At 59.5% G+C, this 26,864-nt stretch carries 21 protein-coding genes; 11 read left to right on the top strand and 10 right to left on the bottom strand.

Going from position 1 to position 26,864, the window contains the following annotated elements; translation table 11 throughout:
* Positions 1-9 precede the first annotated feature (9 nt).
* Positions 10-906, bottom strand: coding sequence for a carboxylating nicotinate-nucleotide diphosphorylase (nadC, locus tag B2J69_RS09260; RefSeq protein ID WP_081138558.1), 897 nt, complete (start codon positions 904-906; stop codon positions 10-12).
* Positions 907-1,103: 197 nt separating this feature from the next.
* Here nadC and ampD point away from each other — a divergent pair, with 197 nt between their 5' ends.
* Together ampD and ampE are read left to right on the top strand one after the other, a co-directional pair.
* Positions 1,104-1,655, top strand: coding sequence for a 1,6-anhydro-N-acetylmuramyl-L-alanine amidase AmpD (gene ampD / locus B2J69_RS09255; RefSeq protein ID WP_081138555.1), 552 nt, complete (start codon positions 1,104-1,106; stop codon positions 1,653-1,655).
* A gap of 15 nt (positions 1,656-1,670) precedes the next feature.
* Positions 1,671-2,525 (top strand): beta-lactamase regulator AmpE, encoded by an 855-nt coding sequence (gene ampE / locus B2J69_RS09250; RefSeq protein WP_081138553.1) that lies wholly within the window; start codon positions 1,671-1,673, stop codon positions 2,523-2,525.
* On the opposite strand, the gene B2J69_RS09245 is transcribed toward ampE, so the two are convergent.
* The 3 genes from B2J69_RS09245 to aroP all read right to left on the bottom strand — a co-directional run bounded on the left by B2J69_RS09245 (position 2,507) and on the right by aroP (position 6,397).
* Positions 2,507-3,466 carry a glycoside hydrolase family 43 protein gene (locus B2J69_RS09245; protein ID WP_081138550.1) on the bottom strand — a complete coding sequence of 320 codons (960 nt, stop codon included), beginning with the start codon at positions 3,464-3,466 and terminating at the stop codon, positions 2,507-2,509. The genes ampE and B2J69_RS09245 overlap by 19 nt on opposite strands.
* On the bottom strand, positions 3,463-4,875 hold the full coding sequence (locus B2J69_RS09240) for a glycoside-pentoside-hexuronide (GPH):cation symporter (RefSeq protein WP_081138547.1): 1,413 nt from the start codon (positions 4,873-4,875) through the stop codon (positions 3,463-3,465). The genes B2J69_RS09245 and B2J69_RS09240 overlap by 4 nt, the downstream gene beginning before the upstream one ends.
* Before the next feature lie 166 nt (positions 4,876-5,041).
* Complete coding sequence (gene aroP, locus B2J69_RS09235) at positions 5,042-6,397, bottom strand: aromatic amino acid transporter AroP (protein WP_081138544.1); 1,356 nt, start codon at positions 6,395-6,397, stop codon at positions 5,042-5,044.
* Positions 6,398-6,910: 513 nt separating this feature from the next.
* Here aroP and pdhR point away from each other — a divergent pair.
* From pdhR to yacL, 6 genes are all read left to right on the top strand, one after another.
* The gene (gene pdhR / locus B2J69_RS09230) at positions 6,911-7,675 is read left to right on the top strand and encodes a pyruvate dehydrogenase complex transcriptional repressor PdhR (protein WP_081138542.1); all 765 of its coding nucleotides are present in this window, start codon (positions 6,911-6,913) and stop codon (positions 7,673-7,675) included.
* A 122-nt stretch (positions 7,676-7,797) separates the two neighbouring features.
* A complete protein-coding gene (gene aceE, locus B2J69_RS09225) occupies positions 7,798-10,464 on the top strand; it encodes a pyruvate dehydrogenase (acetyl-transferring), homodimeric type (RefSeq protein WP_081138539.1) in 2,667 nt (888 codons plus the stop codon).
* A 14-nt stretch (positions 10,465-10,478) separates the two neighbouring features.
* Positions 10,479-12,371: a pyruvate dehydrogenase complex dihydrolipoyllysine-residue acetyltransferase gene (gene aceF / locus B2J69_RS09220; RefSeq protein ID WP_081138536.1), complete on the top strand. Its 1,893-nt coding sequence runs from the start codon at positions 10,479-10,481 to the stop codon at positions 12,369-12,371.
* Positions 12,372-12,669: 298 nt separating this feature from the next.
* Positions 12,670-14,094, top strand: coding sequence for a dihydrolipoyl dehydrogenase (gene lpdA, locus B2J69_RS09215; RefSeq protein ID WP_081138533.1), 1,425 nt, complete (start codon positions 12,670-12,672; stop codon positions 14,092-14,094).
* 1,036 nt (positions 14,095-15,130) lie between these two features.
* Positions 15,131-17,728, top strand: coding sequence for a bifunctional aconitate hydratase 2/2-methylisocitrate dehydratase (gene acnB / locus B2J69_RS09210; protein WP_094078496.1), 2,598 nt, complete (start codon positions 15,131-15,133; stop codon positions 17,726-17,728).
* A gap of 151 nt (positions 17,729-17,879) precedes the next feature.
* Positions 17,880-18,242 (top strand): protein YacL, encoded by a 363-nt coding sequence (gene yacL / locus B2J69_RS09205; protein ID WP_081138527.1) that lies wholly within the window; start codon positions 17,880-17,882, stop codon positions 18,240-18,242.
* Position 18,243: 1 nt separating this feature from the next.
* Here the strand turns inward: yacL and B2J69_RS09200 are convergent, their stop codons facing one another.
* Positions 18,244-18,669, bottom strand: coding sequence for a type II toxin-antitoxin system VapC family toxin (locus B2J69_RS09200; RefSeq protein WP_081138524.1), 426 nt, complete (start codon positions 18,667-18,669; stop codon positions 18,244-18,246).
* A complete protein-coding gene (locus B2J69_RS09195; RefSeq protein ID WP_081138522.1) occupies positions 18,666-18,920 on the bottom strand; it encodes a type II toxin-antitoxin system Phd/YefM family antitoxin in 255 nt (84 codons plus the stop codon). Before B2J69_RS09195 ends, B2J69_RS09200 begins: the two co-directional genes overlap by 4 nt.
* Before the next feature lie 250 nt (positions 18,921-19,170).
* On the opposite strand from B2J69_RS09195, the gene bla reads away from it, so the two are divergent.
* Complete coding sequence (bla, locus tag B2J69_RS09190) at positions 19,171-19,974, top strand: class A beta-lactamase (RefSeq protein WP_236722699.1); 804 nt, start codon at positions 19,171-19,173, stop codon at positions 19,972-19,974.
* Positions 19,975-20,019: 45 nt separating this feature from the next.
* Here the strand turns inward: bla and B2J69_RS09185 are convergent, their stop codons facing one another.
* The 4 genes from B2J69_RS09185 to B2J69_RS09170 are packed head-to-tail and all read right to left on the bottom strand — an operon-like array spanning position 20,020 to position 24,438.
* On the bottom strand, positions 20,020-21,339 hold the full coding sequence (locus tag B2J69_RS09185) for an MFS transporter (RefSeq protein WP_081138519.1): 1,320 nt from the start codon (positions 21,337-21,339) through the stop codon (positions 20,020-20,022).
* Positions 21,340-21,381: 42 nt separating this feature from the next.
* Complete coding sequence (locus tag B2J69_RS09180; protein WP_081138517.1) at positions 21,382-22,335, bottom strand: phosphoglycerate dehydrogenase; 954 nt, start codon at positions 22,333-22,335, stop codon at positions 21,382-21,384.
* 59 nt (positions 22,336-22,394) lie between these two features.
* Positions 22,395-23,279, bottom strand: a complete 885-nt coding sequence (locus tag B2J69_RS09175) for a dihydrodipicolinate synthase family protein (RefSeq protein WP_081138514.1) — start codon at positions 23,277-23,279, stop codon at positions 22,395-22,397.
* Positions 23,280-23,289: 10 nt separating this feature from the next.
* The gene (locus tag B2J69_RS09170; protein WP_081138511.1) at positions 23,290-24,438 is read right to left on the bottom strand and encodes an iron-containing alcohol dehydrogenase; all 1,149 of its coding nucleotides are present in this window, start codon (positions 24,436-24,438) and stop codon (positions 23,290-23,292) included.
* Positions 24,439-24,627: 189 nt separating this feature from the next.
* On the opposite strand from B2J69_RS09170, the gene dtnK reads away from it, so the two are divergent.
* Together dtnK and B2J69_RS09160 are read left to right on the top strand one after the other, a co-directional pair.
* Positions 24,628-25,887 (top strand): D-threonate kinase, encoded by a 1,260-nt coding sequence (gene dtnK, locus B2J69_RS09165; RefSeq protein ID WP_081138509.1) that lies wholly within the window; start codon positions 24,628-24,630, stop codon positions 25,885-25,887.
* Positions 25,880-26,860 (top strand): D-threonate 4-phosphate dehydrogenase, encoded by a 981-nt coding sequence (locus B2J69_RS09160; RefSeq protein ID WP_081138506.1) that lies wholly within the window; start codon positions 25,880-25,882, stop codon positions 26,858-26,860. Before dtnK ends, B2J69_RS09160 begins: the two co-directional genes overlap by 8 nt.
* Positions 26,861-26,864 lie beyond the last annotated feature (4 nt).

Below are 26,864 nucleotides of genomic sequence, written 5' to 3'. Positions count from 1 at the left end.
AGCTCGGTTCTACAGCGTGGTAAAGCGCATCGAGAGGTCGAGCGCGCGGACATGCTTGGTCAGCGCGCCGACAGAGACATAGTCGACGCCGGTTTGCGCAATCTGCGCCAGCGTCGCTTCGGTCACGTTGCCTGAGACCTCCAGCTGCGCGCGCCCCTGGGTACGCTGTACCGCGTCACGCATGTCGTCGAGGGTAAAGTTGTCCAGCATGACGATATCGGCGCCGGCGGCTAACGCCTGGTCCAGCTCCGCCAGTGATTCCACTTCTACTTCTACCGGCACGTCCGGGTGCAGCCAGAACGCTTTTTCCACCGCCTGCTGAATCGAGCCGCTGGCGATAATATGGTTCTCTTTAATTAAAAACGCGTCCGAGAGGCCGAGGCGATGGTTGGCACCGCCGCCGCACAGCACGGCATATTTCAGAGCCGTGCGCAGCCCCGGCACGGTTTTGCGCGTGTCCAGCAGCTGCGTGTTGCTGCCTTCCAGCAGCTTAACGTAGCGGCTGGTCTCGGTGGCGGCGCCCGACAGCGTCTGCACAAAATTCAGCGCGGTGCGCTCTGCGGTCAGCAGGCGGCGAGAAGGGCCGCTGAGGGTAAACAGCGTTTGATCGGGCGACACGCGGTCGCCATCTTCAACCTGCCAGCCCAGCGTCACATGGCCGCCAAGCTGGTTAAACACCTCTTCCACCCAGCGTTTACCGCAGAAAACACCCGCTTCGCGCGTAATGACCTGCGCCTGCGCCTGGCTGTCAGCTGGCAGCAGTTGTGCAGTGATGTCGCGGTCGGCATCGATTTCGCCGCCGAGATCCTCCTGCAAAGCGCGGGCGACGGTAGCGGGAATATCCTGTTCAATGCGGGCAATCAGCGCCTGTCGGCGGCTGTCGGCATCATAACGGCGGGTTGGCATAGCGATTGCGCTCCAGATGACCTGAACAAAGAGAGTGCCACAATAGATCGAAACCGGCGCGTTCGCCAGATGGAATGGCTATTTTGTTTAGTATCCTGAACATGGCGCGGGCGTTGCCACGCCTTCGCGGCATTAAGCTGCAAAAAATTATCATAAATCATGTTATTCTCAGCCCGACTCTGCCAGGGAAAAACAGTATGAAACTGCAACAGGGCTGGCTGACCGACATCCGTCAGGTGCCGTCGCCGCATTTTAATCAACGCCCCAGCGACGAGTCGCCCTCGCTGCTGGTGATCCACAATATCAGCCTGCCGCCGGGCGAATTCGGCGGGCCGTGGATCGATCGGCTGTTTACCGGCACCTTGCCGCCGGACGCGCATCCCTATTTCGCCGATATCGCCCATCTGCAGGTAGCGGCGCACTGCCTGATCCGCCGCGACGGCGAAATTGTGCAGTACGTCTCTTTCGACGATCGTGCCTGGCACGCTGGCGTTTCCTGCTATCAGGGGCGCGAAAACTGCAACGATTTTTCCATTGGCATTGAGCTGGAAGGCACCGACGAGCTGCCCTATACCGATGCGCAGTATCAGGCGCTGGCCGCCGTCACGCAGCTGCTGCTGCAGCACTATCCCATTACGCCTTCACGCATTACCGGCCACAGCGATATCGCCCCGACGCGCAAAAGCGATCCGGGGCCCGCTTTTGACTGGCCGCACTATCAGCAACTGTTGGCGCAGACTTCATTTTGATTTCCCGGAGCGGGTATGACGTTGTTTTCCTTGTTACTGGTATTAGGTTGGGAACGGCTGTTTAAACTGGGCGAGCACTGGCAGCTCGATCATCGGCTGGAGCCGCTGTTCCGCCGTCGCCGCCGTTTTTCGCTGCTGCGCACGCTGGGGATGACCCTGCTGGCGATGGCGATCGCCGCGCTGGTGATCTGGAGCCTGAAAGGCGTGCTGTTCGGCGTCGCGCAGCTGCTGCTGTGGATCCTGATCGGCCTGCTCTGCATCGGCGCCGGATCGGCGCGCCTGCACTATCACGCCTATCTGAAAGCGGCGAGCCATGACGATGTGGCGGCCCATCAGGCAATGGCGGCCGAGCTGACGCTGATCCACGGCGTGCCGGTGGAGTGCAGCGAACGCGAGTTTCTGCGCGAGCTGCAAAACGCGCTGATCTGGATTAACTTCCGCTTCTATCTGGCGCCGATGTTCTGGCTGGTGGCGGGCGGCTCATACGGGCCGGTGCTGCTGGTGGGCTACGCTTTTCTGCGCGCCTGGCAGAGCTGGCTGGCGAAGCATCAGTCGCCGCTGGCGCGCGCGCAGTCAGGCGTTGACGGCCTGCTGCACGTGGTCGACTGGATACCGGCGCGGCTGGCGGGCGTCGCCTATGCGCTGCTGGGTCATGGCGAAAAGGCGCTGCCCGCCTGGTTTGCCGCGCTGACCGATCGTCACCGTTCGCAGTATCAGGTGTTGACCAGCCTGGCGCAGTTTTCGCTGGAGCGCGATCCGCACATGGATAAAGTCGAAACGCCCCGCATCGCGGTGGCGCTGGCGAAACGCATCTCGCTGGTGCTGGTGGTGGTGGTGGCGCTGCTGACCATTTACGGCACGCTGGTGTAATCCGCAGGCGGCACGCCGAAATCGGGCGTGCCGTCGTCGCGCCAGCTAAAGTTTTTCAGCCGCGTATGACGGTTGGGATCCCACAGCGGATCCCCTTCGATTTCCGTGTAGTTGCGGGCGTGATAGACCAGCAGGTCATCGCCGTTTTCATCCTGCGTAAAACAGTTGTGGCCCGGTCCGTACTGGTGATTATCCCAGTTTGAGGTAAAGACCGGCCGCGCCGATTTATGCCAGTTGGCGGGATTGAGCAGATCCTGCTCGTCGTCGATCGACAGCAGCCCCATGCAGTAGTTTTCGTCGGTGGCGCTGGCGGAATAGGTGACGAACAGCCGGTCACCATGCTTGATCACCGCCGGTCCCTCATTGACGCTAAAGCCGGCGCACTCCCACTCATACTCCGGCCGGCTCAGCATCGCCGGCGTGCCTTTCAGCGTCCAGGGATTAAGCAGCTCCGCCAGATAGAGGTTGGAGTTGCCTGGAATCGCCGGATCTTTCTGCGCCCACAGATACCAGTTTTTGCCCTGATGCACGAAGTGCGTGGCGTCGAGCGCGAAGCTGTCGAACTGGCTGAACACCCGGCGCGGCGCCTGCCAGCGTCCGCTGAGCGGATCGGCGTCGTCGCACACCAGCGCGTACATGCGATGCTGAAACAGGCCGTCTTTGATGTCGCGCGTCGGCGCGGCGGCGAAATAGATCACCCACTGGTCGTCGATGCGGTGCAGCTCCGGCGCCCAGATCAGCTCGCTGCAGGGGCCGGTTTCCGGCTTATGCCACACGGCGACCGGCTCGGCATGGCGCAGCCCCAGCAGCGTGCTGGCGCGACGCAGCTCCAGCCGGTCATAGGCGGGCACCGAGGCGATAAAGTAGTAGTGCTGCTCATGGCGCAGGATAAAGGGATCGGCCCGCTGTTCAATAAAGGGGTTCGGCCAGGCTGTGCTCATTTCGCTTCTCCGGGTTGGGTGACGGCGCCGTCGCGCTGACGAATATCATGCAGTTCGCGGAAGTTGGCGCGACGCAGCGCGAGATCGTCCTGAATGGTGCGCATCAGCGCGCGGTCCACCTTGAGCAGGCGCACAACGCCTGCGGTAATCAGATAGCCTACGCCGGGGATCACGGTGAACAGCAGCATAATGCCGTTCACCGCCTGCGGCGACTGCTGTTTCGTGCCCGCGTCGTAGCCGTAAATCGAGAGTAAAAAACCGACCATCGCGCCCGCGACCGCCAGTCCCACCTTGAGGAAAAACAGATTGCCGGAGAAGCTGATGCCGGTAATGCGCTTGCCGGTTTTCCACTCGCCGTAGTCATCGACGTCGGCCATCAGCGACCAGTGCAGCGGCGACGGGATCTGATGCAGGATGTTCAGCAGGAAGTAGGCGACGATCACCGCGACGGTGGCGTGGGGATCGATCCAGTAAAACCCGCAGGAGAAGAGGGCCAGCGCGATGTTGGTCCAGAAAAAGACCTTCAGCTTGCACCAGCGGTCGGTGAGCAGCTTCGCCAGCGTGCTGCCCAGCATCATGCCCACCACGCCGAGGCTGATAAACAGCGTGGCGAAGTGCGTGCTCTGGCCCATTACCCAGGTGACGTAGTACATGGTGGCGGCCATGCGGATAAAGCCGGGACAGACGTTGCAGAAGGTGAGCAGCAGAATGCGCACCCACTGGTCGTTTTTCCACACGTCGCGCAGGTCGTTTTTCAGGTCGTCATGGGTCGGCACCGCTGGCCGAATACGCTCGCGCACCGTGGCGAAGCAGAAGAGAAACATCCCCAGCCCAATCAGCGCCAGCACGCTCATCGCCAGCTGATAGCCGCGCGCCTTGTCCGCGCCGCCGAACCACTCCGCCATCGGCAGCAGCGACAGCGAGAGGATCAGCGTGGCGATGCCAACCATAACAAAACGGTAGGACTGACAGGAGACGCGCTCGCCCGGATCGTTGGTGATCACGCCGCCGAGCGAACAGTAAGGGATATTGATGGCGGTATAGGTCAGCGACATCAGGAAGTAGGTGATGAAAGCCCAGATCACTTTATTGTCGTAGCTCCAGTCCGGCGTGGTGAACATCAGCACGCTGAACAGCACGTAGGGCACCGACACCCACAGCAGCCAGGGACGGAAGCGGCCCCAGCGGCTCTGGGTGCGGTCAGCGATAGCGCCCATAATGGGATCGGTGACCGCATCCAGCACGCGCACTGAGAGCAGCAGCGTGCCCACCAGCGCAGGCGCCAGGCCAAAAACATCCGTATAAAAGTAATTAAGAAACAGCATGATGGCGCCGCCGATCATATTGCAGCCTGCATCGCCCATGCCGTAACCCAGCTTTTCGCGAAAAGAGAGGGCGGAATCCTTCATGGTGGTTATCCTGCGCGTTGGGTAAGAGCAGAGAATTATCGGTGCTGAATCAGCAGGATGGCTGGGAGCAAATAGTCAGTAAGATGGACAAAACAGGCGCGGCGGGAAAAGTGTGAACTGGATCGAGAGGGAAAACCGCCCGCCGACCAGGTCGACGGGCTGAATGTCAGGCGCGCTGCGCCTTGTTTTTAACGGCGTAGCCGATGGCGAGGATAACCAGCCAGACCGGGATCAGCCAGACCGAGATCGCCATACCCGGCGTCATCAGCATAATCACCAGAATGGCCGCCATAAACGCCAGGCAAAGCCAGTTGCCGAAGGGGTAGAGCAGGGCTTTAAAGCGCGTTGTCACGCCCTGCTGATCTTTCTTACGGCGGAATTTCAGGTGCGCCATGCTGATCATCGCCCAGTTAATCACCAGCGCGGAGACCACCAGCGACATCAGCAGGCCAAAGGCATCGCCAGGCATCAGGTAGTTAATCAGCACGCAGAGCGCGGTCGCTGCGGCGGAAACCAGAATGGTGGCCACCGGCACGCCGCGGCGGTCCACTTTCAGTAGCGCTTTCGGCGCGTTGCCCTGCTGCGCCAGGCCAAACAGCATACGGCTGTTGCAGTAAACGCAGCTGTTGTAGACCGATAGCGCGGCGGTCAGGATCACCACGTTCAGCGCGTTCGCCACCAGCGCGTCACCCAGTTCGTGGAAAATCAGCACGAAGGGGCTGGTGTCCGCCGTGACGCGCGTCCAGGGCATCAGCGACAGCAGCACCGCCAGCGAGCCGATATAGAAAATCAGGATGCGGTAGATCACCTGATTGGTGGCTTTGGGAATGCTCTGCTCCGGGTTATCCGCTTCTGCGGCGGTAATGCCGACCAGCTCCAGGCCGCCGAAAGAGAACATAATGATCGCCATCATCATCACCAGCCCGCTGAAGCCGTGCGGCAGAAAACCGCCCTGCGCCCAGAGGTTGGAGACGCTCGCCTGCGGGCCGCCTGTGCCGCTGAACAGCAGCCAGCCGCCGAACAGGATCATGCCGATAACCGCCACCACTTTAACGATCGAGAACCAGAACTCCATCTCGCCATAGACTTTGACGTTGGTCAGGTTGATGGCGTTGATCAGCACGAAGAACACAGCGGCGGTAATCCAGGTGGGCACGTCCGGCCACCAGAACTGAATATATTTGCCGACTGCGGTCAGCTCGGCCATCGCCACCAGCACGTAGAGCACCCAGTAGTTCCAGCCCGACGCGAAGCCGGCGAAGTTGCCCCAGTATTTGTAGGCGAAGTGGCTAAAGCTGCCGGCGACCGGCTCTTCGACCACCATCTCTCCCAGCTGACGCATAATCAGGAAGGCGATAAATCCGGCGATGGCGTAGCCGAGGATCACGCCCGGACCGGCGGCCTGGATCACCGATGCGCTGCCCAGAAACAGGCCGGTACCTACCGCGCCGCCCAGCGCGATCAGCTGAATATGGCGGTTTTTCAACCCGCGCTTCAGCGTGTCGCCGTGCTGTTGTTCCATACAAACCTCATGTTGTTTTAATTCTTCTGTTGCAGCGCGATGGCTGTCAGGAAGTGGTTACAATAACGTACTGATTTATTTACGGTATCAGGCGCCTTCTCTGTAAGCGGATGCTACCCTGGCGACAAGAATAGTGATATGCGGTGCGCTTTGCACCTGCTTTCGCTTTTCGTGCTAAGAAACAGCTGAAAAAGCATCGCCGCCGTCACACTGACGCCTGCGCCTGTTCTGCCACGAATTAACGCGAAAGACGAATAAGGTTGTCTTATGGTCTGCGCGAAAAGCGCGCTTAACGCTGTGTAAGGTTTGGTAAAAGTAACGGGAATTAACCGCAGGCGCATTGTCCTGTTTCCGGTTTTCCGGCGGTCACTTAAGCGCGCGCAGCGCCCTGTATCCCAGGGATTGTGACCGGCGTCATATAGACACAAGGTGAATACTTTGTTACTTTACGGCCAACTTTTTGGAATTGGTATTACCAATTTACTTCGGACAGCAGCTTGATAAGAAGGGAAGATGGCTTACAGTAAGATTCGCCAACCCAAGCTCTCTGATGCCATAGAGCAGCAGCTGGAATCTCTGATCATGGAAGGGACGCTACGTCCTGGCGAGAAGCTGCTTCCCGAACGTGAACTCGCTAAACAGTTCGATGTCTCACGTCCATCCCTTCGCGAAGCGATACAGCGGCTGGAAGCGAAAGGCTTGCTGCTGCGCCGTCAGGGCGGTGGCACTTTCGTCCAGCAGCATCTCTGGCAAAGCCTCAGCGATCCGCTCGTCAGCCTGCTTACCAAGCATCCGGAATCTCAGTTCGATCTGCTGGAAACGCGCCATGCCCTTGAGGGCATCGCGGCCTATTACGCGGCGCTGCGCGGCACGGAAGAGGATATCGAACGTATCCGCCACTGCCATGTGCAGATACAGCAGGCGCAGGAGAGCGGCGACCTCGACGCCGAGGCGAATGCAGTGATGCAGTATCAGATCGCTGTCACAGAAGCCGCCCATAATGTGGTGCTGCTGCATTTGCTGCGATCGATGGGGCCGATGCTGGAACAAAACGTTCGACAGAATTTTGAATTGCTCTACTCGCGCCGGGAAATGCTGGCGAAGGTGAGCGGTCACCGCGCCAGTATTTTCGAGGCGATTGTCGCTCGCGAGCCGGAACAGGCGCGCGAGGCTTCGCATCGTCACCTGGCGTTCATAGAGGAAATCTTGCTGGACAGAAGTCGGGAGCAAACTCGTCGTGAACGCTCCCTGCGTCGTTTACAGCAACGTAAGGAATAACGCGCGGCAACGAACGCGCGGACATTAACGACGGGCCTGTCTCCTTGTGCTTTGGCAGCAGAGTACAGGGAGACAGGCTCCTGACAATTCAACGTATTAGACACAGATAAGGAATACCCCCCATGTCAGAACGTTTACAGAATGACGTGGATCCGATCGAAACTCGTGACTGGCTACAGGCGATCGAATCGGTCATCCGTGAAGAAGGTGTTGAGCGTGCGCAGTATCTGATCGATCAGGTGCTGAGCGCGGCCCGCAAAGGCGGCGTTAAAGTGGCGGCAGGCGGTAACGCCGTCAGCAACTATATCAACTCTATTGCCGTTGAAGACGAGCCGGAGTATCCGGGCAACACGTCTCTGGAACGTCGTATCCGTTCCGCGATCCGCTGGAACGCCATCGTATCGGTGCTGCGTGCCTCGAAGAAAGATCTGGAGCTGGGCGGTCATCTCTCCTCATTCCAGTCTTCCGCAACCATCTATGAAGTGTGCTTTAACCACTTCTTCCGCGCGCGCAGCGACAAAGACGGCGGCGATCTGGTTTATTTCCAGGGTCATATCTCTCCGGGTATCTACTCACGCGCCTTCCTGGAAGGCCGCCTGACCGAAGAGCAGATGAACAACTTCCGTCAGGAAGTGCACGGCAACGGCCTCTCATCTTATCCGCACCCGAAACTGATGCCGGACTTCTGGCAGTTCCCGACCGTTTCAATGGGTCTGGGTCCGTTGAACGCCATCTATCAGGCGAAGTTCCTGAAGTATCTGGAGCACCGCGGCCTGAAAGACACCTCTAACCAGACCGTTTACGCCTTCCTCGGCGACGGCGAGATGGACGAGCCGGAATCCAAAGGCGCGATCACCATCGCCACCCGCGAGAAGCTGGACAACCTGGTGTTCATCATCAACTGCAACCTGCAGCGTCTGGATGGACCGGTCACCGGCAACGGCAAGATCATTAACGAACTGGAAGGCATCTTCGCGGGCGCCGGCTGGAACGTGATCAAAGTGATCTGGGGCGGTCGCTGGGACGAGCTGCTGAAGAAAGACACCAGCGGCAAGCTGATCCAGCTGATGAACGAAACCGTTGACGGCGACTATCAGACCTTTAAATCCCGCGACGGCGCCTACGTGCGCGAGCACTTCTTCGGCAAATACCCGGAGACGGCGGAACTGGTTAAAGAGTGGTCAGACGAAGAGATCTTCGCCCTGAACCGCGGCGGCCACGATCCGAAGAAAATCTACGCGGCACTGAAGAAAGCGCAGGAGACCAAAGGTCAGCCGACGCTGATTCTGGCGCATACCATCAAAGGCTATGGTATGGGCGACACCGCGGAAGGCAAAAACATCGCGCACCAGGTCAAGAAGATGAACATGGATGGCGTTCGCTACATCCGCGATCGCTTCAACGTGCCGGTGGCCGACGAGAAAATCGAAGAGCTGCCGTACGTCACCTTCGAGAAAGGCTCCGAAGAGTACAACTACCTGCACGGCCAGCGCGAAAAGCTGGGCGGCTATCTGCCGACCCGTCAGGCGCAGTTCACTGAAAAACTGGAAATGCCGAAGCTGGAAGAGTTCAAGGCGCTGCTGGATGAGCAGAGCAAAGAGATCTCGACCACTATCGCCTTCGTGCGCGCCCTGAACGTGATGCTGAAAAACAAGTCGATCAAAGATCGTCTGGTGCCGATCCTCGCGGACGAAGCCCGCACCTTCGGTATGGAAGGTCTGTTCCGTCAGATCGGTATCTACAGCCCGAACGGTCAGCAGTACACTCCGCAGGACCGCGAGCAGGTTGCTTACTATAAAGAAGACGAGAAAGGCCAGATTCTGCAGGAAGGGATCAACGAGCTGGGCGCAGGTTCATCCTGGCTGGCGGCGGCGACCTCTTACAGCACCAACAACCTGCCGATGATCCCGTTCTACATCTACTACTCCATGTTCGGTTTCCAGCGTATCGGCGACCTGATGTGGCTGGCGGGCGATCAGCAGGCGCGCGGCTTCCTGGTCGGCGGCACCTCCGGTCGTACCACGCTGAACGGCGAAGGTCTGCAGCACGAAGATGGTCACAGCCATATTCAGTCGCTGACCATCCCGAACTGTATCTCTTACGATCCGGCGTACGCTTATGAAGTGGCGGTCATCATGCATGACGGCCTGGTGCGTATGTACGGCGAAGCGCAAGAGAACGTTTACTATTACATCACCACGCTGAACGAAAACTACCACATGCCAGCGATGCCGCAAGGCGCTGAAGAGGGTATCCGTAAGGGTATCTACAAGCTGGAAACCGTGGAAGGCAGCAAAGGCAAAGTGCAGCTGCTGGGCTCAGGCTCTATCCTGCGTCACGTGCGCGAAGCGGCGCAGATCCTGGCGACAGATTACGGCATCGGCTCCGACGTCTACAGCGTCACCTCGTTCACCGAACTGGCGCGCGACGGCCAGGACTGCGAGCGCTGGAACATGCTGCACCCGACCGAAGAAGCGCGCGTGCCGTACATCGCTCAGGTGATGAACGACGCGCCGGCGGTGGCATCGACCGACTACATGAAGCTGTTCGCTGAACAGGTTCGCAGCTATGTGCCGGCCAGCGACTACCGCGTGCTGGGCACCGACGGCTTCGGCCGCTCCGACAGCCGTGAGAACCTGCGTCACCACTTCGAAGTGGACGCCTCCTACGTGGTGGTGGCTGCGCTGGGCGAACTGGCTAAACGTGGCGAAATCGACAAGAAAGTGGTGGCGGACGCGATCGCTAAGTTCGACATCGATGCCGATAAAGTTAACCCGCGTCTGGCTTAAGAGGTAAGAGAGTAATGGCTACTGAAATTAAGGTACCGGATATCGGGTCTGATGAAGTTGAAGTCACCGAGATCCTGGTGAAGGTTGGCGACAAGGTGGAAGCCGAGCAGTCGCTGATCACCGTAGAAGGCGACAAAGCCTCTATGGAAGTCCCCTCGCCGCAGGCGGGCGTGGTGAAAGAGATCAAAATCGCGACCGGCGACAAAGTCGAAACCGGCTCGCTGATCATGATTTTTGACGCAGAGGGCGCAGCAGACGCGGTGCCAGCGGCGGAAGAGAAGAAAGCCGAAGCCGCTCCGGCGCCGGCGGCCGCCTCTACCGCAGCCAAAGAGGTTAACGTACCGGATATCGGCGGCGACGAAGTGGAAGTCACCGAGATCCTGGTGAAAGTCGGCGACAAAATCGAAGCCGAGCAGTCGCTGCTCGTGGTCGAAGGCGACAAAGCCTCAATGGAAGTGCCTGCGCCGTTCGCGGGCACCGTCAAAGAGATCAAAATCGAAACCGGCGCGAAAGTCAGCACCGGCTCGCTGATCATGATCTTCGAAGCGGAAGGCGCAGCGCCGGCAGCGGCGGCGAAGCCGGAAGTGAAAGAAGCGGCGACCTCAGCACCGGCGGCAACCGCGGGCGCGAAAGAGGTCAACGTGCCGGATATCGGCGGCGACGAAGTGGAAGTCACCGAAGTGCTGGTGAAAGTCGGCGATAAAGTAGCAGCCGAGCAGTCGCTGATCGTGGTTGAAGGCGACAAAGCCTCTATGGAAGTGCCTGCGCCGTTCGCCGGCACCGTCAAAGAGCTGAAAGTCGCGACCGGCGATAAAGTCAGCACCGGCTCGCTGATCATGGTGTTCGAAGTGGAAGGCGCGGCGAAAGCCGAAGCGCCGAAGCAGGAAGCCGCGCCCGCGCAGGCACCGGCGAAAGCGGAAGCGCCTGCCGCGGCCGCTGCGCCGAAGGCTGACGCGAAAGGCGACTTCGCCGAGAACGATGCCTACGTGCACGCCACGCCGGTTATCCGTCGTCTGGCGCGCGAGTTCGGCGTTAACCTGGCGAAGGTCAAAGGCACCGGCCGTAAAGGTCGCATCCTGAAAGAAGACGTGCAGAGCTATGTGAAGGACGCGGTAAAACGCGCCGAAGCGGCGCCAGCGGCGGCCGCCAGCGGCGGAAGCCTGCCAGGCCTGCTGCCGTGGCCGAAAGTGGACTTCAGCAAGTTCGGCGAAGTGGAAGAAGTAGAGCTGGGCCGCATCCAGAAAATCTCTGGCGCAAACCTGAGCCGTAACTGGGTGGTGATCCCGCACGTTACGCACTTCGACAAAACCGATATCACCGATCTCGAAGCGTTCCGCAAGCAGCAGAACGCCGAAGCGGAGAAGCGCAAGCTGGACGTGAAGTTCACCCCGGTGGTGTTCATCATGAAAGCGGTCGCGGCCGCGCTGGAGCAGATGCCGCGCTTCAACAGCTCGCTGTCGGAAGATGCGCAGCGCCTGACGCTGAAGAAGTACATCAACATCGGCGTGGCGGTCGATACGCCGAACGGCCTGGTGGTTCCGGTCTTTAAAGACGTGAACAAGAAAGGCATCACTGAGCTGTCTCGCGAGCTGATGGCGACCTCGAAGAAGGCGCGCGACGGCAAGCTGACCGCCAGCGATATGCAGGGCGGCTGCTTCACCATCTCCAGCCTGGGCGGCCTCGGCACCACGCACTTCGCGCCGATCGTCAACGCGCCGGAAGTGGCTATCCTCGGCGTCTCCAAGTCGGCGATGGAACCGGTGTGGAACGGTAAAGAGTTCGTGCCGCGTCTGATGATGCCGATCTCGCTCTCCTTCGACCACCGCGTGATCGACGGAGCGGATGGTGCGCGTTTCATCACCATCATTGGCAATATGTTGTCCGATATTCGCCGTCTGGTGATGTAAGTACACTCAAGGCCGGCAATCGCCGGCCTTGTTGTAAAGATTCGTGGCATCGCGGTTTGCAGTTTATTAACAATTCTGTAAACTCTTGCGGTGAAAAATGTCCCGGTGGAGCAAAGGACATCGTGAGCCTGTTTCGTCAGGCGTAACTGACTCAGTCAGTTGTTGACGCCCAGCGCGCAGCACCCGCAGCGTACTTAAGATACGCGAGGCGTCGCGCACTGCCCGGATGCAAGTGGCCGACCAGCCTGATGAAAAACGCTCTACGTCTGACCCGCCGGATCACAACTAAGAGGTCATGATGAGTACAGAGATTAAAACCCAGGTCGTGGTACTTGGGGCTGGTCCTGCAGGTTACTCTGCAGCCTTCCGTTGCGCTGATTTAGGTCTGGAAACCGTACTGGTAGAGCGTTACAGCACCCTCGGCGGTGTCTGTCTGAACGTGGGCTGTATCCCGTCAAAAGCGCTGCTGCACGTTGCTAAAGTGATCGAAGAGGCGAAAGCCCTGGAAGAGCACGGCATCGTGTTTGGTCAGCCCTCTACGGACATCAACAAAGTCCGCACCTGGAAAGAAAAAGTCATTAACCAGCTGACCGGCGGCCTCGCAGGTATGGCGAAAGGGCGTAAAGTCAAGGTGGTTAACGGCCTGGGCAAATTCACCGGTGCCAATACTCTGGTTGTGGAAGGAGAAGGCGGCGCGACCACCATCAACTTCGACAACGCTATTATCGCGGCCGGCTCGCGTCCGATCACGCTGCCGTTTATTCCGCACGACGATCCGCGCGTCTGGGACTCTACCGATGCGCTGGAGCTGAAAGAAGTGCCGGAGCGCATGCTGGTGATGGGCGGCGGTATTATCGGTCTGGAAATGGGCACCGTTTACCACGCGCTGGGTTCGCAGATTGACGTGGTTGAGATGTTCGATCAGGTTATCCCGGCGGCCGACAAAGACGTGGTGAAAGTCTTCACCAAGCGTATCGCCAAACAGTTCAACCTGATGCTGGAAACCAAAGTCACCGCGGTCGAAGCCAAAGAAGACGGCATCTACGTGACGATGGAAGGCAAAAAAGCGCCGGCTGAACCGCAGCGTTACGACGCGGTGCTAGTGGCGATCGGCCGCGTGCCGAACGGTAAAGGTCTGGATGCAGGCAAAGCGGGCGTGGAAGTGGACGATCGCGGCTTTATCCGCGTCGACAAGCAGATGCGCACCAACGTGCCGCACATCTACGCTATCGGCGATATCGTCGGCCAGCCGATGCTGGCGCATAAAGGCGTGCACGAAGGCCACGTGGCGGCAGAAGTTATCGCCGGCATGAAGCACTACTTTGATCCGAAAGTGATCCCGTCTATCGCCTACACCGAGCCGGAAGTAGCATGGGTTGGCCTGACCGAAAAAGAAGCGAAAGAGAAGGGCATCAGCTACGAGACGGCGACCTTCCCGTGGGCAGCCTCTGGCCGCGCTATCGCCTCTGACTGCGCTGACGGCATGACCAAGCTGATCTTCGACAAAGAGACGCATCGCGTTATCGGCGGCGCGGTTGTCGGCACCAACGGCGGCGAGCTGCTAGGCGAAATCGGTCTGGCGATCGAGATGGGCTGCGACGCAGAAGATATCGCGCTGACTATCCACGCGCACCCGACGCTGCACGAGTCGGTTGGCCTGGCGGCTGAGATCTTCGAAGGCAGCATCACCGACCTGCCGAACCCGAAAGCGAAGAAGAAGTAAGTTTCTTTTGCTGAGAAAGAGAAAGCCTCCGGAAGGGGGCTTTTTTATTGGCTGAATAGTGAACATATCAGTTCATTTTGCGCGTCCAGTTCGCCTGAGGCCGCTTTTTCAAAAGAGTTTTATCTGACTCATCAGCTGTGCGCTGCACGGTGCTGGTTAGCTTTAGGCTGTGATTGCTTTTTACTGGTGCTTAAAGGTAATAGCGAATGAGATAGAGGAAGTAGATGCGGCGAGGATGAGAGATGAAGAGTGTGTTGATACCCTTTTTCTGGGGTTGATTTTAAATTGCTTTTTTAGAGTGTTCAATAAAAGGGTTTTTATCAGATTTTCGTCAAAAATAGTAGTTTATGAATGGGTTAGGATGGCTAGGTAACAGTTCACTGCCGTACAGGCAGCTTAGAAAGCCATCCCCGAGCAGCACGCGAACTACAGTAAGTTCACTGCCGTACAGGCAGCTTAGAAATTAATCGGAACGGTAATGTTAACGGCAGAACCGTTCACTGCCGTACAGGCAGCTTAGAAATGCTGCTCCAGCACAGGGAGTGCAATCTCCAAGTTCACTGTCGTACAGGCAGCTCAGAAAACTCTGTGGGCAAGCGACCAACGCCAGCAGCTGTTCACTGCCGTACAAGCAGTCTCGATAGGCACGACTATCTTTTCTCTAGCCTCCAGCCCATTCCTCCCCAACACAGCCAACCCCATAACCCACACACTCATATTCTCAGCAAAAGCTAGCCAAAAAGTTATATCTCAACCTTAATCCTCTCCGTGCCATTCCTTAAAACAGCGACGTCAAACCAGAACAAATTAACAAACTCTTCTTCACACCATGCCCTCTCGCCCCAGCTAGCCCAAAAACCGAAAAACCGCACTTTTTTACCCGGTTAATTATGTTGTGTTTTTGTAAACAGATTAACAAACAGCCTGAACCCTGCTATGCTGCCCCACGCGGAACCGGGCACCTTACCCTACTCATGGAATGCTGTTGTCACCAGGGTGCACCGGAAACCCATACAATGTGAGCGAGGAGAACGTCGTGCTAGTAGAATACCGTAAGCACGTTGCCGAGCGTGCTGCCCAGGGGATCGTACCTAAGCCGTTAGATGCTTCCCAGATGGCCGCGCTGGTTGAACTGCTGAAAAACCCGCCAGCGGGTGAAGAAGAATTCCTGACCGATCTGTTGGTCAACCGTGTCCCACCCGGCGTTGATGAAGCCGCCTACGTTAAAGCGGGTTTCCTTGCCGCAGTCGCTAAAGGCGAAACGACCTCTCCTCTGGTATCCCCCGAAAAAGCGATTGAACTGCTGGGCACCATGCAAGGCGGTTACAACATTCATCCGCTGATTGACGCGCTGGACGACGCGAAGCTGGCGCCGATTGCCGCCAAAGCGCTGTCGCATACGCTGCTGATGTTTGACAACTTCTACGACGTTGAAGAGAAAGCGAAAGCGGGCAATACTCATGCGCAGCAGGTAATGCAATCCTGGGCGAATGCCGAGTGGTATCTGTCACGCCCCGAGCTGGCAGAAAAAATCACCGTTACCGTGTTCAAAGTGACCGGCGAAACCAACACCGACGACCTCTCTCCGGCGCCGGATGCCTGGTCACGCCCGGATATTCCTCTGCACGCGCTGGCGATGCTGAAAAACGCCCGTGAAGGCATTCATCCGGATGAGCCGGGCAACGTCGGCCCGATCAAGCAGATTGAAGCGCTGCAGGCCAAAGGCTATCCGCTGGCTTACGTCGGCGACGTGGTCGGCACCGGCTCTTCCCGTAAATCCGCGACCAACTCCGTGCTGTGGTTCATGGGCGACGACATTCCGAACGTCCCGAACAAAAAAGGTGGCGGTCTGGTGCTGGGCAGCAAAATCGCACCGATCTTCTTCAACACCATGGAAGATGCGGGCGCGCTGCCGATCGAAGTGGACGTGGGCGAGCTGAACATGGGCGACGTGATTGACGTCTACCCGTATAAAGGCGAAGTGCGCAACCACGAAACCGGCGAGCTGCTGGCCAGCTTTACCCTGAAAACCGACGTGCTGATCGACGAAGTGCGCGCCGGTGGCCGTATCCCGCTGATTATCGGTCGCGGCCTCACCAGCAAAGCGCGTGAATCGCTGGGCCTGCCGCACAGCGACGTGTTCCGTCAGGCGAAAGACGTGGCGGAAAGCGCGCGCGGCTACTCGCTGGCGCAGAAAATGGTCGGTCGCGCCTGCGGCGTGGCGGGTGTTCGTCCGGGCGCGTACTGCGAACCGAAGATGACCTCGGTTGGCTCGCAGGACACAACCGGTCCGATGACGCGCGACGAGCTGAAAGATCTGGCGTGCCTCGGCTTCTCCGCCGATCTGGTGATGCAGTCGTTCTGCCACACCGCTGCCTATCCGAAGCCGGTCGACGTTAACACGCACCACACGCTGCCGGACTTTATTATGAACCGCGGCGGCGTTTCGCTGCGTCCGGGCGACGGCGTGATCCACTCGTGGCTGAACCGCATGCTGCTGCCGGACACCGTCGGCACCGGCGGCGACTCGCACACCCGCTTCCCGATCGGTATCTCGTTCCCGGCCGGCTCTGGCCTGGTGGCCTTCGCCGCCGCGACCGGCGTGATGCCGCTCGATATGCCGGAATCTGTGCTGGTGCGCTTTAAAGGCAAAATGCAGCCGGGTATCACCCTGCGCGATCTGGTGCACGCTATCCCGCTGTACGCTATCAAACAGGGTCTGCTGACCGTTGAGAAGAAAGGCAAAAAGAACATCTTCTCTGGCCGCATCCTGGAGATCGAAGGTCTGCCGGATCTGAAGGTCGAGCAGGCTTTCGAACTGACTGACGCCTCGGCCGAACGTTCAGCGGCGGGCTGCACCATCAAGCTGGATAAAGCGCCGATTATCGAATACCTCAGCTCCAACATCGTGCTGCTGAAGTGGATGATCGCGGAAGGCTACGGCGATCGCCGTACGCTGGAGCGTCGTATTCAGGGCATGGAAAAATGGCTGGCGGATCCGCAGCTGTTGGAAGCGGACGCCGACGCGGAGTACGCGGCGGTGATCGAGATCGATCTGGCGGACATCAAAGAGCCGATCCTTTGCGCGCCGAACGATCCAGACGACGCGCGTCTGCTCTCCGACGTGCAGGGCGAGAAGATCGACGAAGTGTTTATCGGTTCGTGCATGACCAACATTGGTCACTTCCGCGCAGCGGGTAAACTGCTCGACAGCCACAAAGGCCAGCTGCCGACCCGTCTGTGGGTGGCGCCGCCGACCAAGATGGACGCGGCGCAGCTGACCGAAGAGGGCTACTACAGCGTCTTCGGCAAGAGCGGCGCGCGCATCGAGATCCCGGGCTGTTCGCTCTGCATGGGTAACCAGGCGCGCGTACAGGACGGCGCGACGGTGGTCTCCACCTCGACCCGTAACTTCCCGAACCGTCTCGGCACCGGCGCCAACGTCTATCTGGCGTCGGCGGAACTGGCTGCGGTCGCTTCGCTGCTCGGCAAACTGCCGACGCCGGACGAGTACCAGCAGTTTATGGTGCAGGTGGATAAAACCGCCAGCGACACCTACCGCTACCTCAACTTTGATCAGCTGAATCAGTACACCGATAAAGCGGACAACGTGATTTTCCAGACAGCGGTCTGAGTTCTGCGCTAAAAACAAAGGGGCGATAATCGCCCCTTTTTCTTTTCTCGTTTCCCCGCAATAATGTCGCCCCGATCTCACTTTAGCGTTGATGATGCGCACACACTCATTGGGTGCGGATCCACTCGCGTCATTAACCACAGGGTTACCCATGGAATACGAATTTTTACGCGACCTCACCGGGCAGGTGAAAGTCCGCATGTCGATGGATCATGAAGCGGTGGGCCACTGGTTCAACGAAGAAGTGAAAGAAAACCTGGCGCTGCTGGATGAAGTCGAAGCCGCGATGCGCGCTATCAAGGGCAGCGAGCGCCAGTGGCAGCGTATCGGCCACGAATATACGCTGTGGATGGACGATGAAGAGATCATGATCCGCGCCAACCATCTCGCCTTAGAGGATGATGGGCTGGAAGAGGGCATGAACTACTACGACGAAGAGAGCCTCTCTTTCTGCGGCGTTGAGGATTTTCTCGCCGTGATGAACGCCTACCGCCAGTTTTTGCAGGGGCGCTGAGTCAGGGCCATTCCCAGGGATTGAGCAGCTGCGCGCCCATGCCGGTAAAGTCCTTCAGGTTGCGCGTCACCAGCACCATATCGTGCTGCCAGGCGATCGCGGCGATAATGGCGTCATTTGCGGCGCGTTTATCCGGCACGTGCAGGCGTGCGCAGTAGCGCGCCGCGTCGACGTCAAAGGGAAGAATACGATCGTTAAACTCCCTCAGCACCGCCGTTTCGAACCACGTTCGCAGCCGGGCTGCCTGAGCAAGATCGCGGCGCGCCATCTGCGCGATGCCTTTCTCGATCTCCATAATGGTGATGACCGAAAGAAACATATCGCCGGCGTCGACGCTATCGGTCCAGGCGGAGACCGCAGTATCGATAGCGCGCGTACGCGCCTTGCGCAGTTCGGAAATCACGTTGGTGTCCAGCAAATATCTCATGAAAAATCGACGTCCCTGAAGCCCACGTTGCCGCGTTCCGGCTCGAATTCAATTTCCGCCACGTCCGGCATCGCCAGCGCATCCTGAATATTGCGGCGCGTTCCGGTCAGCTTTTTATACGCCTCAAAGGTCAGCAGAACATGGGCGGGTTTGCCGCGATCGGTGATGTAGACCGGCCCTTCCTCCGCCGCTTTTTTGGCGTTCGACACCTGCTGGTTAAACTCTCTGCTCGACAGCGTGAAGATTTTCATCGCGCGCCTCCGCTTTTGTAGTGATGTTGCTACATTCTAGCAAGGGCTGCTGTTTTTTCAACCAGCGGACAGCAAGAATATAGCGTCGCAAAAGGCGGTTAACGAATGTTTTGTTTAGGCTTTGCGTCCCGGCGCGCAAAAAGGCAAGCTGTGACCGACTTAAACATTACGGATGATCTTTATGCGTTTCATTACAACATGCATCACTATTACGTTTCTGCTGAATATGGTTTCCGCACAGGCGTCAGACATGGATAACGCCCGCCTGGCGGCGGTCGCGCAGCAGGAGGAGCAGACGCTGAAGGCACGTATCGGTATCGCCGTGATCGACACCGGCACGTCACACGTCGCCAGCTACCGCGGCAACGAGCGTTTTCCGCTGAACAGCACTCATAAAGCGCTACTGTGCGGCATGCTGCTTAACGAGCAGGAGAAAGGCAAACTGCGGCTTACAGAGCGCACGCAGTTCGACCGAGCCGCGCTGGTCACCTATTCGCCGGTTAGCGAAAAGTTTGTCGCGCCTGCCGATATGAGCTTGCAGCAGCTCTGCAGCGCGGCGATAAGCTACAGTGACAACACGGCGGCGAATCTGATTGCAGAAAAGCTGGGCGGACCGGCAGCGGTTACCCGGTTCTTCGCGCACCTGGGCGACAAAGTCACGCGTCTGGATCGTCATGAGCCTGAGCTGAACAGCGCCATTCCCGGCGATGTGCGCGATACCACCACGCCGCTCGCCATTAGCGAGACGCTGCGCAAGCTGACGCTGGGCGAGGCGCTAACGCCTGTGTCGCGCGCGCAGCTGCTGCAGTGGATGCATGATGACAAAGTGGCGGATGCGCTGCTGCGCTCGGTGTTACCGGCGGGATGGCGCATTGCCGACAAAACCGGTGCGGGCGAGTATGGATCGCGCTCGATCGTCAGCGTGGTGTGGCCGGAAAACGGCAAGCCGCTGATTGTGTCTGTCTATGTTACGCAAACAGAGGCAACGCTGGCGCAGAGCAACGCGGCGATTGCCCGCATCGGCAAGGCGATTTTCGCCGCCGTGCGTCAGTAGCAAAAAAAGGCGCCTTATCCTCGGCGCCTTTTTTCAGCGACACCGTCACACGCCGCTGGTCACCGCACGTGGCTCATGCACCTGCTCTTCATCGACGATCGGCTCCACCTTGCCCATCAGGAACAGGTAGTTAAGAATACCGATCACCACCAGCACGGCGGAGAAGACCAGCGCCCAGGTGAAGTTACCGGTCGCGCCAACAATCGCGCCGGTAATAATCGGGCCGACCGCGCCGCCCATATTCGACACCGTGTTCTGCAAACCGGCGACGATCGAGACGCTGTTTTTCGGCGCGACGTCGCCCGGCAGCGCCCAGACCTGCGAGGCGGCGACGGTGGTGCCTGACTTGGCGATACAGAGCAGCAGCACGGTCATAAACACCGATTCGGTAAAGGGCGCGAAGCCGATGCAGAGCGCCATCAGCAGGCCGATGGTCAGGAACAGCTTGCGCGTAGCGGTCAGCGACAGCAGCTTTTTGTGCACGATGCGATCCGACGCCCAGCCCGCCAGCACTTCGATCACCATGCCGCAGATCAGCGGCAGCGCGGCGACGAAGCCCATCTTGAGAAAGTCCATGCCTTTGTCTTTCACCAGATAGGTCGGCAGCCAGGTAATAAAGAAGTAGGAGGTGTAGTTAATGGTGAAAAAGCCGATACACATCGCCCAGATGTTGCGATAGCGCAGCAGCTTGTACCACTTCATCGGGCGCACGCCTTTCTCGCCGTGCTTCTGCGCCTGGCCGTCGCGGATCAGACGCACCTCGTTCCGATCGATCTTTTTATGATCTTCCGGGTTCTCGGCGTAGATAAAGTACCAGGCGATCACCCAGAACAGGCCGATGGCGCCGATCGCCAGAAAAGTAATGCGCCAGTCCACCATGGCGATCATCCAGACGATCAGCGGCATCGCCACCGCGCCGCCGAATTTCGAGGCGCTGTCGAACAGCCCGGAGACGGTGGCGCGTTCGCGATCCGGGAACCAGCGCGCGGCGATGCCCGCGTTGCTGGGATAGGCGGCCGCTTCGCCGACGCCCAGCGCCAGACGCAGCGCCAGCAGCGATTTAAAGCCGGTTGCCAGGCCCATCGCCATAGTGGCGATCGACCACCAGCCGACGGCGATGCCCAGCCCCTTTTTCTGGCCGAAGCGGTCGGCGAACCAGCCCGCCGGGATTTGCAGCAGCGCATAGGACCAGAAGAAGGCGGCCATAATCAGGCCCATCATCTCTGGGTTGATCTCCAGCTCGGTGATCAGATGCGGCGCGGCGGCGGAGAGCACGGTCCGGTCAATATAGTTAATGGCAACCGCCAGCCACATCAGGCCAGCGATCCACCAGCGAATTTTGGTCGAGCGCAGCGTAGGGTTCATCATTGTTTTCCACTCGAATCAGGTTGCAGGCGAGGGCGGCGCTTACGCCAGCCCGTTCATCACGTTGACCGGCCGCTCATGCTGTTGAACGCACTGCAGGATCTGCGATACGCAGCGTTCGCCGATGGCGCTGATGGCACCGTCGGTATAGCCGGCGATATGCGAGGTCGGGATAAAGTTGCTCAGGCTAAACAGCGGATGGGTGGTGAGTGGCTCCTGAACAAAGACGTCAGCCGCCGCACCCGCAATCACGTTGTCCTGCAGCGCCTGGAAGAGATCCTCTTCATTCACCACGCCGCCGCGCGACACGTTGATCAAAAAGGCGCTCTTCTTCATGCGACGCAGGCGCGCGCCGTCGAACAGGTTGCGCGTCTGGTCGGTTAACGGCGTATGCAGGGTGATGAAGTCGCTCTCTTCCGTCAGCCGATCGAGGCTGACGAAGGTAATGCCGTGCTCGGCGGCAAACGCCTCGTCGGGATAGAAATCAAAGGCGATGACGCGCATGTTGAAGCCTTTCGCGCGCAGCGCCACCTGCTTGCCGATATTGCCTAGCCCAATAATGCCCAGGGTTTTGCCGTAGACGTCGGTGGCGAAAATGCGCGGCCAGCTTCCGGCGCGCGTTTCCGTCGCCGCCTGCGTCACCTGACGCGCGGCGTTGAGGATCAGCGCAAAGGCGAAGTCGGCGACGGCGTGCTTGTTGGCGTCCGGCACGTTGGTAACGTAGATGCCGCGCGCGCGCGTGGCGTCAAGGTCGATATTGTCGACGCCGACGCCGTGCTTGCAGACGATCTTCAGCTGCGGCGCCTGCGCCAGCAGCGCCTCGTTTACCTCGGTAAAGGCAACGATCATCGCCACCGTTTCCGGCAGGTGTGGCGCCAGCGCCTCAGGCGACGCGTCGGCGGGCAGAGTCACCAGCTCGAAGCCGTGCTGGTTGAGGATTTCAATTGGCGCCGCGTCATATTTCGCGAACGACGGCGAGGTGCAGATTACTTTCATCGCGTTTCCCGGTGTGTAAGTCGAACAGGCAAGGGCAGCAACGGCTGCCCTGACGGCCATTACTTCAGGTACTGATTGACGACCTGACGGATTTTTTGCTCTTCGTCGGCACTAAAGCGCACCGCGTAGCGGCTCTCGCCGACGTCGTAGCCGAGCAGCGCCACCGCTTTCTTCACCGCCGCCGGCGAGAAGCCGATGCTGTAGAGGTCGGTGCGCAGGCCGGTCACGTTCTCCTGCGCCGCGCGTGAACCCTCGATATCGCCCGCGTTGAAGCGCGCCCAGATGGCGTTGATCTCGTTCGGCGCGGCGTTGGCCAGACCGGAGATACAGGCGGAGCAGCCGTCGACGAAGCCCTGATGGATCAGCGAGTCGGGGCCATTGAGCACGTCAAAGTTCTCGATGCCTTCCGCTGCCTTAATAAAGCCGCTCAGGCTCTCATAGCTGCCTGCCGAATCTTTGATGCCGATAATATTGGGATGCGACGCCAGCGCGCGCACGGTTTCCGGCTGCAGCGTGTTGCCGGTGCGCGCCGGAATGTTGTAGAGGAACAGCGGCACCTCAAGGGCGTCAGCCACCGTCTGGTAGTGGTAGATCAGCTCGTCCTGCTTGAGCGGCACAAAATAGGGAGTGATCACGGAAACGGCATCGACGCCCAGCTTCGCAATCTGTTTGCCGAGGCGAATGGTCTCACGCGTCGAGATCTCGCCGATATGCGCCACGACCGGCGCGCGGCCGTTAACCTCATCGACGCAGGTTTCAGTCACCGCGACCTTCTCCTGCTCGTTCAGCACAAAGAATTCGCCGTTGGTGCCGCCGCAGAAGATGCCGTTGCCCGCATCCAGCTGGCGTTTTACCTGCTCGCGCTGGGCGGCCGGGTTAAAGGCGCCTTCCCGATCGAAACAGGTGACAATGGCGGTCAATACGCCGGTAATTTTCTGGCTCATACAATCCTCTTTATTCCTGGTGTGAAGGGAACAGCGTCAGGTAGACGTCACGGACGTCATTCGCGCTGACGGCAGCAGGCACGTTCTTCATCAGACGCTGCACGTCGAGCGCCGCTTCCACTAAATAGGGCAGGTGATCCGGGCCGATGCCAAGCTCTTCAAGGCTGGCGGGCAGCCGCAGACGTTTAACCAGCGCGGTGAAGTAAGCCACCAGCGCGTGCGATTTCGCCTCGTCGTCCAGCGCGAGATCGGCGTCGGGCAGCAGATCGTAGGCCTGAGCGAATTTGCTCACCGCGGAGGGACGAACGAAGGTCATGCAGGGCGCCAGCAGAATGGCGTTGGCGACGCCGTGCGGCAGATGATATTTGCCGCCCAGCGGATAGGACATGGCGTGCACCAGATGCGTGCCCGCGTGGGCGATCGCCGCGCCGCCGTAATAAGAGGCCCACAGCATATCCAGACGCGCCTGCAGATTATGTGGCTCGGCAACGGCGGTTTCGAGGCTGGCGAACAGCTTTTTCATGCCGATCAGCGCGTAGTTGTCGCTGACGGGATTCGACACCGTGGCGGTGAAGCATTCGATCAGATGGCACAGGGCGTCGATGCCGGTGGAAGAGGCGATATGCGCCGGCATGCTGGTGGTCAGCTCCGGCACCAGCGCCACGAAGTCGGGCAGCATCACCGGCGAGATAATGCCGACTTTGGTTTCGCGTTCCGGGATCGCCAGAATGGCGTTCGGCGTCGCTTCCGAACCGGTGCCTGCGGTGGTCGGGATCAGCAGCGAGGTGGTGCGCGTCACCGGTTTTTCGCCCGCCAGCAGCGCCTCCAGCGATGGGGCGTGGTCGACGCAGAGCACCGACAGCAGCTTGGCAACATCCAGCACGCTGCCGCCACCGACGCCAATCACCAGATCTACGTCACGCGTGGGCAGCGCCGCCAGGATAGCGGCGACGTCGTGCTGGCTCGGCTCCGGCGGCACGCTGTTGATCACGCTAACGCTGGCGATGTGCTGCTTCAGCTGGGCGATCAGCGTCTGCACCGCCGGAATGGTTTCAATATTCTTGTCGGTCACCAGCAGCGCGCTGGCCTTCTCTTTCAGCAGATAGCTAATGTCGTTCAGCGCCTGATAGCCGCTAATTACCGTGCTGTTGATGTTCATTTCATACCCTTATTACTGCGGTTCCAGACTGAATGATTGGTTTTGCTCACGTCAGTGCGATGTCTGTCACTTACTGTGCCTCAATTTATAGGGCATATTGATTTCGATTAATTTGATCTTGCTCACATATAATCAATCATGATTGAATATAATCATTAACAGCGGCACAGAGTCGAATCGGGAGAGAAAATGACGCAGAAGTCCTGGAAAACGCCGGTGCTGGTGATCGCGGATGATTTTACCGGCGCCAACGACGCGGGCAGCGGACTGGCCCAGGCGGGGGCGCGCGTGCATGTGCTGTTCAGCAGCGAGACGCCGCTGGAGGCAGACGCCGCCGACGTCTGGGTGATCAGCACCGACAGCCGTGCCCTCAACGCGCAAGAGGCAGCCGCGCGCACGGAAGCGGTGGTGCGTCGGCATCAGGCTTTTATTGCGCAGGGCTGGCTGTTTAAAAAGATCGACTCCACGCTGCGCGGCAACATCGGCGCAGAGGTGCGCGCCGCGCTGACCGCCAGCGGCAAACAGCGGGCGCTGATTGTGCCTGCCGTGCCGCGGCTGGGGCGCGTCACGCTTGGCGGTGAAGTGCGGGTGAACGGCGTGCCGCTGCTCGAAACCGAATACGCCAGCGATCCGAAAACGCCAGTGATCAGCGGACGCGTCTTAACGCAGCTGGGGATCGACGGCAGTGAAATCGATCTCGCCACGCTGCGCAGCGATCGCTTTCCTGCGCGGCTGGCTGAGGCAGAGGGCGCGGTGGTGATCGATGCAGAGCACGAAAGCGATATCGCACGCATCCTGGCCGCTGCCGCGCAGCTTGACGACACCCCGCTGCTGGTCGGCGCCGCCGGTCTGAGCGACGCGCTCGGCGCGCAGCTTGCCGCACGCGATGCCGCGCCGGTGCTGGCGGCCATCGGATCGATGAGCGCCAGCGCGCAGCAGCAGATCGCCCGGCTGGCTGCACAGCGAGAGATTACGCTGGTGGAGGTGGATATCCGCCAGCTGTTTGGCCAGCCGCGCTGGCCAGACGGCGCACAGTGGGCCGCGCAGGCCATCGCCGCGCTGCGCGACGGGCGTCATACGGTGCTCCGCACCTGTCAGCGCGCCGATCAGCGGCATGAGATCGACGCGCTTTGTCAGCAGCAGCAGATCACGCGTCAGCAGCTTGGCGAGGCGATTTGCCGGTTTTTAGGCGAGCTGATCCTGACCATCTGCCGCGCGCAGCGGCCTGCCGGGCTCTATCTTTCCGGCGGCGACGTGGCGATTGCGGTGGCGCAGGCGCTGGGCGCCAGCGGCTTTCAGATTCAGGGCATCGTGGCGGGCTGCGTGCCGCACGGCGTCCTGCTTAACAGTGAATTTACCCTGCCGGTGATGACCAAAGCGGGCGGTTTTGGCGACGAAAACACCCTGGTAGCAGCCATTCGTTTTATTGAGGAGAAGTCGAGTGAGTAAAATTATTGCGGTGACCATGGGCGATCCGGCGGGCATCAGCCCGGAGATCATCATCAAAGCGCTGGCGGAAGGCGACCTTAACGGCGCGCCGGCGGTGGTGGTGGGATGCGCGGCGACGCTGCGTCGTATTCTTGCCCTGAATATTACGCCGCAGGTGGAGCTGCGCGTGCTGGATAGCGTAAAAGAGGCGCACTTTGCGCCGGGCATCATCAACGTGATCGATGAGCCACTGGCCGATCCAGACACCCTGAAGCCCGGCGTGGTGCAGAAGCAGGCGGGCGATCTCGCCTGGCGCTGCGTAAAGCGCGCCACCGAGCTGGCGCTGGCGGGCGAAGTCCAGGCGATCGCCACCGCGCCGCTGAATAAAGAGGCGCTGCACTCGGCGGGTCATCTCTATCCCGGCCACACTGAGCTGCTGGCGCATCTGACCGACACCAAAGATTACGCGATGGTGCTCTACACCGATAAGCTAAAGGTTATTCACGTCACCACCCATATCGCGCTGCGCAAGTTCCTCGACACGTTGAACCAGACGCGCATTAAAACGGTGATCGGCATGGCGGACACCTTCCTTCGCCGCGTCGGCTTTGAAAAGCCGCGTATCGCGGTGGCTGGCGTCAACCCGCACGCCGGCGAAAACGGCCTGTTCGGCGACGAGGAGATCACCACCGTCGCGCCAGCGGTGAAGGCGATGAAGGAGCAGGGCATCGAGGTTTTCGGTCCCTGTCCGCCGGATACGGTGTTCCTGCAGTGTCAGGAAGGGCAGTATGACATTGTGGTGGCGATGTATCACGATCAGGGGCATATCCCGTTGAAACTGCTTGGCTTTTACGACGGCGTCAATATCACTGCCGGTTTGCCGTTTATCCGCACCTCTGCGGACCACGGCACCGCTTTTGATATCGCATGGACAGGAAAAGCGAAGTCTGAGAGCATGGCGATCTCCATTAAACTCGCGATGCAGCTAGCATAGGGAA

The organism is Pantoea latae (assembly GCF_002077695.1).
In the GTDB taxonomy this organism is placed as follows: domain Bacteria; phylum Pseudomonadota; class Gammaproteobacteria; order Enterobacterales; family Enterobacteriaceae; genus Pantoea; species Pantoea latae.
Note: the sequence above shows the minus strand (reverse complement) of the source record. Positions and strands in the feature narration are given on the sequence as shown.